Annotated in this window: 10 protein-coding genes and 1 pseudogene; 7 read left to right on the top strand and 4 right to left on the bottom strand. The window is 70.3% G+C overall.

Annotated elements, in window-relative coordinates:
* The 4 genes from RWP81_RS09480 to RWP81_RS09465 form a co-directional block, all read left to right on the top strand.
* The coding region (locus RWP81_RS09480) for a hypothetical protein (protein ID WP_314455325.1) at positions 1–246 on the top strand (246 nt) is incomplete at its 5' end.
* Positions 240–1,097, top strand: a complete 858-nt coding sequence (gene nadC, locus RWP81_RS09475) for a carboxylating nicotinate-nucleotide diphosphorylase (protein WP_314455322.1) — start codon at positions 240–242, stop codon at positions 1,095–1,097. The genes RWP81_RS09480 and nadC, both read left to right, overlap by 7 nt.
* Positions 1,094–2,224, top strand: coding sequence for a cysteine desulfurase family protein (locus tag RWP81_RS09470; RefSeq protein WP_314455320.1), 1,131 nt, complete (start codon positions 1,094–1,096; stop codon positions 2,222–2,224). Before nadC ends, RWP81_RS09470 begins: the two co-directional genes overlap by 4 nt.
* Positions 2,221–3,117 (top strand): glycosyltransferase family 2 protein, encoded by an 897-nt coding sequence (locus RWP81_RS09465; RefSeq protein ID WP_314455317.1) that lies wholly within the window; start codon positions 2,221–2,223, stop codon positions 3,115–3,117. The genes RWP81_RS09470 and RWP81_RS09465 overlap by 4 nt, the downstream gene beginning before the upstream one ends.
* 232 nt (positions 3,118–3,349) lie before the next feature.
* On the opposite strand, the gene RWP81_RS09460 is transcribed toward RWP81_RS09465, so the two are convergent.
* Positions 3,350–5,293, bottom strand: a complete 1,944-nt coding sequence (locus RWP81_RS09460) for an ABC transporter ATP-binding protein (protein ID WP_314455315.1) — start codon at positions 5,291–5,293, stop codon at positions 3,350–3,352.
* Positions 5,294–5,499: 206 nt separating this feature from the next.
* Between RWP81_RS09460 and RWP81_RS09455 the strand changes: the two genes are divergently transcribed.
* Complete coding sequence (locus RWP81_RS09455; protein WP_314455313.1) at positions 5,500–6,981, top strand: MDR family MFS transporter; 1,482 nt, start codon at positions 5,500–5,502, stop codon at positions 6,979–6,981.
* Between the two features lie 290 nt (positions 6,982–7,271).
* Here RWP81_RS09455 and RWP81_RS09450 read toward each other — a convergent pair whose 3' ends face one another.
* Complete coding sequence (locus RWP81_RS09450) at positions 7,272–7,409, bottom strand: hypothetical protein (protein WP_156459144.1); 138 nt, start codon at positions 7,407–7,409, stop codon at positions 7,272–7,274.
* A gap of 319 nt (positions 7,410–7,728) precedes the next feature.
* On the opposite strand from RWP81_RS09450, the gene RWP81_RS09445 reads away from it, so the two are divergent.
* Positions 7,729–8,277, top strand: coding sequence for a type 1 glutamine amidotransferase domain-containing protein (locus RWP81_RS09445; protein ID WP_243223231.1), 549 nt, complete (start codon positions 7,729–7,731; stop codon positions 8,275–8,277).
* Positions 8,278–8,333: 56 nt separating this feature from the next.
* On the opposite strand, the gene RWP81_RS09440 is transcribed toward RWP81_RS09445, so the two are convergent.
* Both RWP81_RS09440 and RWP81_RS09435 read right to left on the bottom strand, forming a co-directional pair.
* Positions 8,334–9,155, bottom strand: a complete 822-nt coding sequence (locus tag RWP81_RS09440; RefSeq protein WP_314455310.1) for a DNA-formamidopyrimidine glycosylase family protein — start codon at positions 9,153–9,155, stop codon at positions 8,334–8,336.
* Between the two features lie 12 nt (positions 9,156–9,167).
* Complete coding sequence (locus tag RWP81_RS09435; protein ID WP_314455308.1) at positions 9,168–10,589, bottom strand: flotillin family protein; 1,422 nt, start codon at positions 10,587–10,589, stop codon at positions 9,168–9,170.
* 171 nt (positions 10,590–10,760) lie between these two features.
* On the opposite strand from RWP81_RS09435, the pseudogene RWP81_RS09430 reads away from it, so the two are divergent.
* A pseudogene (locus RWP81_RS09430) lies at positions 10,761–11,011 on the top strand (glucose-6-phosphate dehydrogenase); the annotation flags it as partial.

The following is an 11,011-nucleotide window of genomic DNA, read 5'->3' as shown; positions in this document are numbered from 1 at the left end:
CCCGACGCCGTCGCCGCGGCCCGGGCGCGCACCGGATCGGTCGGGGCGCACTACCGGTCGGATGCCCCGGATGCCGGCATTCCGGTCCTTTCCGCCGCGGATGACACGACGACGAGCGAGGCGGTCCGCGCCATGCGTGCGACCGGCGCGATCGTCGCGGCGCCCCGGCCCGCCCGCTCCTCCGCTGCCGCCGCGCGCGACGACGCGGCATCCGCTCCCCTCACCCAGGAGGTCCTCGCTTGCTGACCCGCACCGCCATCGATCGCGTCGTCTCGGCCGCCCTCGAAGAAGACGCACCCTGGGGCGACCTCACCAGCGACACGCTCATCCCCGCCGATGCGACCGCGCGGGCGGCACTCGTCGCGCGCGTCGACGGGGTCTTCTCCGGCGCGGCCGTGTTCGCTGCAGCCTTCATGCTCACCGACTCGTCCGTCGTGGTCGAGCAGCGGGTCGCCGACGGACAGCACTTCGCGTCGGGTGACACGCTCGCGGTGGTCACCGGTCCCGCTCGCGCGGTGCTGACCGCCGAGCGGATCGGTCTCAACTTCGTGCAGCGCATGTCGGGGATCGCGACGCTGACCAGCCGGTACGTGGCCGAGGTCGCGCACACGGGCGCCCGCATCGTCGACACCCGCAAGACCACTCCGGGCCTGCGTGCGATCGAGCGTCAGGCGGTACGCGACGGCGGCGGCCACAACCATCGCTTCTCGCTGTCGGACGCCGTGATGGCGAAGGACAACCACCTCGCCGTGCTGACGGCGAACGGGATGTCGGTGACACAGGCTCTCGAGAGCGCGATCGCCCGGCTCCCGCACACCACGCACGTCGAGGTGGAGGTGGATCGTCTCGACCAGATCGACGCGGTGCTGGCCGCAGGCGTCGGCACGATCATGCTCGACAACTTCTCGCTCGACGACCTGCGGGTGGGGGTCGCCCGCATCGCGGGGGCCGCCCAGATCGAAGCCTCGGGCGGGGTGACCCTCGAAACCGTCCGCGCGATCGCCGAGACCGGGGTCGACGTCATCTCGGTCGGCGCCCTCACCCACTCGGCTCCGTCTCTGGATCTGGGTCTGGACATCCGCATCGAGACGGCGTGACGCTCTACCTCGACAACGCCGCGACCACCCCCGTGCGCCCCGAGGTGCTCGAGGCGATGGCTCCCTACCTCACGCGGTTCTTCGGCAACCCCTCCAGCCACCACGAGGTGGGCGGGGCCGCGGCATCCGCGCTCGACGATGCCCGCCGCCGCGTCGCCGCCGTGCTGGGCATGCGCGCCGGCGACGTCATGTTCACCTCCGGCGGCACCGAGTCGAACAACGCCGCGATCAAGGGCCTCGTCCTGGGGTCCGGGCGCCGCCACCTCGTCACGACCGCGATCGAGCACGAATCAGTGCTCGCCTCGGCCGATTACCTCGCGCGCTTGCACGGCGTCGAGGTCACCCACGCGCCGGTCGACGCGACGGGGACCCTCACGCCCGAGGTGCTGGCCGCAGCGCTGCGCGACGATACGGCGTTGGTCAGCATCGGATACGCCAACAACGAGGTCGGCACGATCCAGGATGCCGCCGCCCTCGCGGCCACAGCCCACTCCCGCGGCGTGCCGCTGCACCTCGACGCCGTCCAGGCCGCCGGGTGGCTACCCCTCGCCGGGCTCGGAGCGGATGCCGTGACCGTGGCCGGCCACAAGATCGCGGCCCCCAAGGGCACCGGCATCCTGGCCGTTCGCGGCCGGCTGCCGTTCGAGCCTCTCCTGCACGGTGGCGGACAGGAGCGCGGGCGCCGCTCGGGTACTCCCGACGTCGCCGGAGCGGTGGCCATCGCCCGCGCGCTCGAACTCGCCGAGGCGGAGCGTCTCGACGAGGTCGCGAGGCTGCCAGCGCTCCGCGACGCGTTCATCGCCCGGGTACTCGCCCTCGTTTCCGGCGCCCGGCTGACCGGACACCCCACCCGGCGGTTGCCGGGTACGGCCAGCTTCGTCTTCCCGGGCACCAACGGCGAGACGGTGCTGCTCGAGCTCGAGCGCCGCGGGATCGTGTCCTCGAGCGGATCCGCGTGCGCCGCCGGCAGCGACGAGGCCTCGCACGTGCTCACGGCGCTCGGTATCGCACACGACGACGCACGGACCGCCGTGCGCTTCACCCTGCCGCACGCGCTCACGGCATCCTTGGATGCGGTGGCCGATGCGGTCGCCGACGCCGTTTCGGCCATAGGATCGCGCGGGTGAGCTCCCGCGCCGTCACCGTCATCGTTCCCGGCTTCGACGTCGCCGCGTACGCCGCGGAGGCGCTCGACTCCCTGCGCGCGCAGACCCACGACCACTGGACCGCCGTCCTGGTCGACGACGCCTCCACCGACGACACGACCCGCATCTTCGCCGACGCCGCGACCACCGACCCGCGGTTCCGTTTCGTCCGACACGACCGGCAGCGCGGCCTCGGCGCCGCGCGCAACACCGGACTCGCCCTCGTCGACACCCCGTATACGGCCTTCCTCGACGCCGATGACCGGATGCGGCCCGACGCGCTGACGCGCCTCACCGACACCCTCGAACACACGGGCAGCGACTTTGTCGTGGGCGCATACGTTCGTCTACGACCGGATGCCGAGGGCCACGGCTACACGGCCGGCGACGTGCAGCCATGGGTCGCTGCGGCCACCGACCCGACGCGGGAAGGGACGACCCTCGCGGCCCATCCCGCGGCATCCGGGAACATCGTCGCGTGGTCGAAGGTCAGTCGCACGGCCTTCTGGCGCACGCACGACCTGCGTTTCCCCGAGGGGCGCTACTACGAGGATCAGGTGCTCGCGCAGCGCATGTACACGCTCGCCGAGACGTTCGACGTGGTGCCCGATGTGGTCGTCGAGTGGCGGCAGCGCCGTGACGGCGGCTCGATCACCCAGCGCCTCGGCGAGCTCGACGTGCTGCGCGACTATCTCGAGGCGCTCGGTGAGGGCATTTCGCTGCTCAGGGCAGCCGGGGCCGACGCGGCGGTGCGGGAACGCGCGGCGCTCATCCGGACGCTCGATCTTCCTCCGTTGCTGCGCATCGCCGAGACGCACGCCGACCCGGCGTACCGGGTGGCGCTGGAGGCGTTCGTCGAGACGCTGGCGGCCTGAGCCGGCCCTGCTGCAGACCCGCGGTGGCGCCGCGCAGCGCCGGCACCGTGTCGCCGTTCAGCGCCGGCACCGTGGCGCCGCCCTCCCCCGCGAGACTGCGTTCCGCCGACATCTCGGTTGCACGCTGCAACCGTCTCGTCAGCCGAATGCAGTCTCACGCACGAGCGGACCGGCGCGCGAAAGCGCGAGGCCAAGGCCGCGAGCGACCACCCCCGGGGGGGGGGGAGGGGGGCTACGCGGGCGGCTCGTCGGCACGGCGGGCGGGTAACGCGGCGTGCGCGAGACCCGCTGCGTCGTGCTGCTCTTCCGCGAGCACGAAAGAGGCGGCGAGTTGCTCGGCGGCGAGGCTCGCATAGAGACCGCCCGCGGCGAGCAGCTCGCTGTGCGTGCCCGACTCGACGATGCGTCCGGCGTCGACGACGTGGATGCGGTCGGCACCGATTACCGTCGACAGCCGGTGCGCGATCGACAGCGTCGTGCGTCCGTGCGACGCGGTCTCGAGAGCTTCCTGCACGATGCGTTCCGACACGGTGTCGAGGGCGCTCGTCGCCTCGTCGAGTAGGAGCACCGGCGGGTCTTTCAGCAGTACGCGCGCGATGGCGATGCGCTGCTTCTCGCCGCCCGACAGGCGGTAGCCGCGCTCACCGACCACGGTGTCGTAGCCGGCCTCGAACGACGCGATCACGTGGTGGATGTTCGCGGCGCGGCAGGCGGCCACGATCTCGTCGTCGGTCGCATCCGGTCGCGCATAGCGCAGGTTCTCACGCACGGTGGCGTGGAAGAGATACGTCTCTTGAGAGACGATGCCGATCTCGTCGACGATCGAGGCGCGGTCGAGCGTGCGCACGTCGGCGCCCGAGAACATCACCGAGCCGCCGGACGCCTCGTACATGCGCGGCGTCAGGTAGAGGATGGTCGTCTTGCCCGCGCCCGACGGACCCACGAACGCGACGTGCTGCCCGGGCTCGACGGTGAACGACACCGCGTCGAGCGTGGGACGCGTGTGCGCCGGAGCGTCGGGATAGCGGAACTCCACGTCACGGAACTCGATGCGGCCCAGCGGTCCGGGTGCCGCCGACACGGGGGGCGCATCGGGCACATCGACGATCGCCGGCTTCAGGTCGAGGTACTCGAAGATGCGGGCGAACAGCGCCGACGAGGTCTGCACGTCGAGCGCGACGCGCATCAGCCCCAGGAGCGGCATGAGCAGTCGCGCCTGCACCGTGGTGAATGCGACGATCGTTCCCGCCGTGATCGCCCCGGCACCCCCGCCGATGAGGTAACCGGAGACGAGGTAGATGATCGCCGGCACGCTCGACATGATCACCTGGACGACGGCGAAGAAGCCCTGACCGCTCATCGCCCGACGCACCTGCAGGTGCACCTGGTTGTCGTTCTCGGCGTCGAAACGCGCCGATTCGGTCCGCTGGCGGTTGAACGACTTCGACAGCAGGATTCCCGACACGCTCAACGTCTCTTGCGTGATGGCCGAGAGCTCCGACAGGCTCTCTTGCGTCTCGCCCGCGATGCGCGCCCGCACCTGGCCGACCCGCCGCTGCACGAAGATGAGGAACGGCATGAGGGCGACGGCGATCAAGGTCAGCCGCCAGTCGATCAGGATCATCGCGACCAGCGATGCGATCACGGTCACGGCATTGCCCAGGATGCTGGTCACGGTGTTCGTGAGAACGCCCGAGACACCGCCGACGTCGTTCTGCAGACGCGATTGGATGACACCCGTCTTCGTGCGCGTGAAGAAGCCGAGCTCCATCGACTGGAGGTGGTCGAACAGACGCGTGCGCAGATCGCCCGTGACACGGTTGCCCACCGTGGCCGTGAGCCAGGTCTGCCCGACGTTGAGCCCCGCCGAGAGCAGGAAGAGCACGATCATCACGCTGACGAGCTGTGCCAGCAACCCGAGGTCGGGGCGCGAGCCGTCGACCGGGAACAGCGCGTCGTCGAAGATGCGTTGTACAAGCAGCGGCGGGATGACGGCCACGGCGGCGCCCACCACGACGAGGACGGCGGTGAACGCGATCCGCCAGCGGTAGGGCCGGAACAGCTCGACGACGCGGCGGCCCAGGTCGGCGACGCGCGGCGCCTGGGCGTTCCGACGGCGCTGCATGTCGGCGTCGACGCCGCGGAACATGCTTCCGCCCACACCACCCGGGTTCATGCGGGCCAGCCTACGTCCGACCTCCGACACCGGCTCCGCCCGACCGGTGTCGGAGGTGCCCGCTAGACTCGGGCCTCGCCCTCTGCGGCATCCCTCCCCCAGGTTTTTCTCTCGACGTCGGAATATCTCGACGTCCGGCTCCGTTGTCGCTCATCGCAGTCACCCCCGTGGCGCCACGAAGCCCCCCGTACGAATAGGACCTCGTCATGGCCGCCACCGGCACCGTATCCTCCGCTGCACCCCAGACTTCGTCGGGCGTCACGGCCGAGCAGAGCCGCGTCATCTGGCTGCTGCTCACCGCCGCTTTCGTCGCGATCCTGAACGAGACGACGATGAACGTCGCGATCCCGTTCCTGATCCGCGACCTCGGTATCACCGCCGTCGCCGCCCAGTGGCTGACCACCGCTTTCATGCTGACGATGGCGGTCGTCATCCCGATCACCGGGTTCCTCCTCCAGCGCTTCACCACGCGCCAGGTGTTCGTCACCGCGATGTCGCTGTTCTCGGCGGGCACCCTGGTCGCCTTCCTCGCCCCGGGGTTCGAAGTGCTCGTCGTGGCCCGCGTCATCCAGGCGTCCGGAACCGCGATCATGATGCCGCTGCTGATGACGACGATCATGACGATCGTGCCGCCCGCCCAGCGCGGCCGCATGATGGGTCGCGTCAGCATCGTCATGGCGCTCGCGCCCGCCATCGGCCCCACTATGTCGGGACTCGTCCTCCAGTCACTGGGCTGGCACTGGATCTTCGGCATCGTGCTGCCCATCGCGCTCGTGGCGCTCTTCGTCGGCGCGCGGTGGATCCACAACCTCGGCGAGACCCGCAACGCCCCCATCGACGTGACCAGCGTCATCCTCTCGGCGTTCGGTTTCGGTGGTCTCGTGTTCGGCCTCAGCCAGATCGGCGGCGGACACGGCGGTGACGCCGGAGCCGCCGATGCGTCGGTCATCACCCTGGTCGTGTCGCTGGCCATCGGTGTCATCGGCCTCGCCTCGTTCGTCTGGCGACAGGTGCGTCTGCAGCGCACCGACTCGGCACTGCTCGACCTGCGTGTCTTCCGCTCCCGCAACTTCACCCTGTCGGTGGCCCAGTTGGGCGTGATGTCGCTGGCCTTCTTCGGCGCGATCACGCTGTTGCCGCTGTACCTGCAGACGGTTCTCGAGAAGACGCCGCTCGAGACCGGACTCGCCGTGCTGCCGGGTTCGCTCGCGATGGGTCTCGCCGGCCCCGTGATCGGCCGTATCTACGACCGGTTCGGCACGCAGATCCTGCTGGTCCCCGGCGCGATCATCGTCAGCGCGACCCTGTGGTTCTACACGACCCTCGGAACCGACACGTCGTTCCCGCTGCTCATCGTCGTGCAGACGGTCATGATGCTCGGTCTCGCCCTGTCGTTCACGCCGCTGTTCACGGCGTCCCTCGGCTCGCTCGAGCCCCGCTTCTACTCGTACGGTTCGGCCATCGTCGGCACCGTGCAGCAGGTCGCAGGAGCTGCGGGCATCGCACTGCTCGTCACGATCATGTCGTCGGTGTCGGCCTCGACGGGCACGGGACTAGAAGCGGATGCCGCCGGCACACGCATGGCGTTCCTGATCGCGGCGATCATCTCGCTGCCGCTCATCGTCGGCGCGTTCCTCATCCGCAAGCCCGCCGACCAGCTCGAGGGGGCAGCACCGCTGGCGCACTGACGGGCGCGGCGCGGGAGCAGCACCTCGGGCGCACGGACGCGGGCGGCGCCGGGGTCGTTCTGACCGGGGCGACGCGGCTTCATCCCGGGCCAGACGCAGCGCCTCAGACCGGCTGATCGCGGACGCGACTTCGCGGCCCATCGAGTGGCGTGCACTGTCGTCGCAGTCCATGCGGCGTGACACGCGTGTGGCGGCCCCGAACGGCGAATCGCACCCGCAACGGTGGGATCCCGGTTCGGGAGCAGACTCGGGGCGGGCAGATCCGGATCAGGATGCCGCGAGCGACAGGCTCAGAGCGAGCAGGAACCGCCGCCGCAGCACTGCGATGCGGGCCGCGCGGCGTCGTCCGCCTCCTCGGCGGGAGCGTTCAACAGCGTGATCAGCGGCTTCTCAGCGGGCTTCGCGTCAGACATCGTGTCACCGGACATGCGCTCCATGCTACGCCCGTGCGTGCGCGACGGGGCCGCGTGCGCCGTCGGCGCATCTGGACCCGCGCGCGACGGCGCAGAGACCGTGCGCGCCTCGGTAGTCGCCGGTCCGCATGCGACGACGCAGCGCCGACGGTCTGCACCTCGCACGCCACCGCGCCGCACGCGTCCGGCCCGCTTCGGCGGTCTCACGTCTCGGGACGCTCCCGGAGCGCGAAAGGAATACCCTCCTCGCCCGGCATCCGCAACCCCCGCCTCGCCGGCGACGTCCATTCCTAGCGTGGCAACGACCCCCGATCGAGAAAGAGAGAGTCGAACCATGACCGATCTCAGCGGCAAGCGCATCGCCTTCCTGGCCACCGACGGATTCGAAGACAGCGAGCTCACCAGCCCGTGGGAGGCTGTGACCTCCGCCGGCGCCGAAGCCGTGCTGGTCTCGCCGAACGAGGGCAGCATCAGCGGCGAGAAGGGCCACGAGCAGAAGGTCGACCTCGCGGTGTCGGGCGCGTCGGCCGGCGACTTCGATGCCCTGGTCCTCCCCGGAGGCGTGCAGAACGCCGATGACATCCGCATCGTCAAGGATGCCGTGTCGTTCACCCGCGACTTCTTCGATCAGCACAAGCCCGTCGCGGTCATCTGCCACGGAGGGTGGATCCTGACGGAGGCCGACGTGCTCGAGGGCCGCACTCTCACGAGCTACCCGACGCTGCAGACCGACCTGCGTAACGCCGGTGCGACGTGGGTCGACGAAGAGGTGCATGTCGACCAGGGGCTCGTGTCGAGCCGCAACCCCGATGACCTGCCCGCATTCAACGCAAAGCTCGTCGAAGAGGTCGCCGAGGGTAAGCACTCGGGCCAGACGGCCTGATCAGGCGACAGACGAGGGGCTCCGGACCGCGGTCCGGAGCCCCTCGTGCGTAGAGATCAGTCGGCGCCCTGGCAGGACGGACACCACTGCCCTCCGCCCTTCGTGCCGGGGATGTCCTCGACGACGCCCCCGCAGTCCGGACACGGCTCACCGGTACGCCCGTGCACCCGCATCGCCGCGACCTTCGCCGCCTTCTGCTCGGCGATCGGCACGCCCCGGCGGGCGATCACGGCGGCGGTCATCGTGTCGTGCAACGCGCTCCACAGCCGCGTGATCTCGTCGTCCGTCAGTACAGCCGCGTGCGCCAGCGGCGACAGCCGTGCGGCGAAGAGGATCTCGTCGGAGTACGCATTGCCGATCCCGGCGAGCGTCTCCTGCTCCTGCAGCAGCGCCTTCAGCTGCTTGCGCCGACCGCCGAGCGCCTCGGCCAGCATCGTTCGAGAATAGGCGGGATCCGCGGCATCCGGACCGAGCTTGGCGACCGAGGGAACGTCGTCCGCGGCATCCACCACGTGGAGCTGCACCGACAGCCAGTCCCCGGCGTCTGTGACCCCCAGGACGGCGTCGTCGAACATCAGGCGAGCGATGACCGCCGCGACCGGCGCGTCGTCCGGCCGCTCCACGACCGCCCCCTCGTCCCACGTCGCCCAGCCCGCCCGCCCGAAGCCGAGGCCGAGATGCACGCCCTCGAAGTCGACGTCGATGTGCTTGCCGTGTCGGGTCACGCCGGTGACGTCGCGACCGATCAGCTCGTCGAGCGGCCGCCCGCGTGTCTTCAGCGCCCTGCCCTCGACGAGTTCGACACCGGTCACGGTGCGTCGGAGGAGGCGCTCGCGCAGGAACGACGCGAGCGCCTCGACCTCAGGAGCTTCGGGCACGGTGCGCGGCCCTCAGGCCCCCGGCTGGGGTGCGGTCGGCTCTGCCGGCGGCACGGTGGGTGCGGGATACGTCTTCTCCGGGGACGCCGCGGGACGGCGCGTCGATTCAGCGAACGCGTCGGCCACCACCCGGCCCTGGATGATCTGCGTCAGGTCGATACCGGTCGCCGCACGCACGGCCTCGAACGACGACCGCAGGCCCGTGGCCGATTCGGTCGCCAGGTGTCCGCTGGCTCCCTCGCCGCCGAGAACGGTGATGTTGCCGACCCGGTCGTAGCCCTTGGCGAATTCGGCCATCATCGGCACCAATGCCTCGAGAGCGCGCTGCGCCAGCAGGGCCTCCTGGTTGTGCGACAGGGCCTCCGCCTCAGCGCGAATGGCTTCGGCGCGAGCCTCACCGGCCAGGCGTACAGCCTGCGCGTCGGCCTCGGCACGCACGCGCACCGCAGCCGCTTCCTGCTCGGCGATCGCCGCGCGCGCCTGCGCCGCCTTGATCTGCGAGTACGACTCGGCGTCGGCGTCTTTCTGACGCTGGTACAGGTCGGCATCTGCGACGCGGGAGACCTCGGACTCCAGGCGGGCCTGCGTGTTCTGCGCCTCCTGCTGCAGGACGGCCTGCCGGCGCTCGGCTCGTGTCAGCGCCTCGGCCTGCTCGGCCTCGGCGTTGGCGCGACCGACCTCGGCCTTGGCGGCGGCGCTGTTCTTGTCGAGCGCGGTCTGCTCGATGAGGTTGGCCTCGTCGGTGGCGATCTGGCGCGCGCGGATCTCTCGCACGGCGTTGATGCGGGCGACCTCGGCCTCGCGCTTGACGCGCTCGACCTCGGTCGCACCAAGGGCCGAGATGTAGCCGTTCAGGTCGGTGATGCCCTGAATCTGGAAAGAGTCGAGGATCAGGCCCTGCGAAGAGAGGTCTTGCTTGATGCCCTCGGCGATCTGGTCCGACAGGCGCTGGCGGTCGCGCATGAGTTCTTCGACCGTCAGCGTCGCGACCACTCCGCGCAGCGCACCCTCGAGCTGCTCCGTGGTGAACTGCTCGATCGCCTTGTCTTGAGAAGCGAAGCGCTCCGCCGCCCGACGCACCGATTCGGGGTCCGAGCCGATCTTGACCAGGGCGACGCCACTGACGTTGACCGTGACGCCGGTGGACGACTGCGCGGTCGGCTCCATCTTGATCTGGCGGGCTCGAAGCGAGATCATCTCGCCGCGTTGCGTCAGCGGGTTGACGATCGCTCCGCCGCCCGTGATGACCGTGATGCGGGAGGAGTTGCCGTCCGAGCTCTTCTGCCGCTTACCGACGATGACCAGGGCCTCGTCGGCCTTCGCGACGCGATACCAGCCGCGGATGACCAGGGCGAGAACGGCCATGACGACCACCGCCACCACCACGACGATGGCCACGATGACTCCGACGGCTCCCAATGCGGCGAGTTCCATGCTTCTCCTTCGACGGGCGCTGCCGAGGCGGCGCGGGGAATTCCTTCCAACCTAACGGGGGGCAACGCGGCTGTGTCCACCCCTTACGCGCATGATCGGCGTCCGCCGGGGTGGGGAGGAGCGTACCGTGGAGGCATAGGCGGCCCGAACCGCCGAAGAAGGGTCCCCCACATGAAGATCGTCTCGTCGCAGGACTGGCGCGATGCCATCCGCTTCGACGCCCCCGTCCTGGTCGCCGATGTCGTGCCGGGCGAAGCCACCCGCTGCGTCGCCTGCGGCACCGATGGTCCGCTCTACGAGCGCACCGAGCTGTGGGCGGTCAAGCACCGCCACCCCAAGCACCACGACGGGTTCGTCCGCTTCTACTGCGATGCTCACAAACCCGCCGCCGCTCCCCCGCCGCCGGTCGCCCCCGTGACCAC

This window comes from uncultured Microbacterium sp., from assembly GCF_963521695.1.
GTDB lineage: Bacteria > Actinomycetota > Actinomycetes > Actinomycetales > Microbacteriaceae > Microbacterium.
This window is presented reverse-complemented; position numbering and strand designations above follow the sequence as displayed.

What these genes read in the sequence shown, in the direction of transcription:
- RWP81_RS09450 (WP_156459144.1), bottom strand. Translation starts at nt 7,409, where the DNA reads ATGTCCGGTGACACGATGTCTGACGCGAAGCCCGCTGAGAAGCCGCTG.
- RWP81_RS09460 (WP_314455315.1), bottom strand. Translation starts at nt 5,293, where the DNA reads ATGAACCCGGGTGGTGTGGGCGGAAGCATGTTCCGCGGCGTCGACGCC.
- RWP81_RS09455 (WP_314455313.1), top strand. Translation starts at nt 5,500, where the DNA reads ATGGCCGCCACCGGCACCGTATCCTCCGCTGCACCCCAGACTTCGTCG.
- RWP81_RS09435 (WP_314455308.1), bottom strand. Translation starts at nt 10,589, where the DNA reads ATGGAACTCGCCGCATTGGGAGCCGTCGGAGTCATCGTGGCCATCGTC.
- RWP81_RS09445 (WP_243223231.1), top strand. Translation starts at nt 7,729, where the DNA reads ATGACCGATCTCAGCGGCAAGCGCATCGCCTTCCTGGCCACCGACGGA.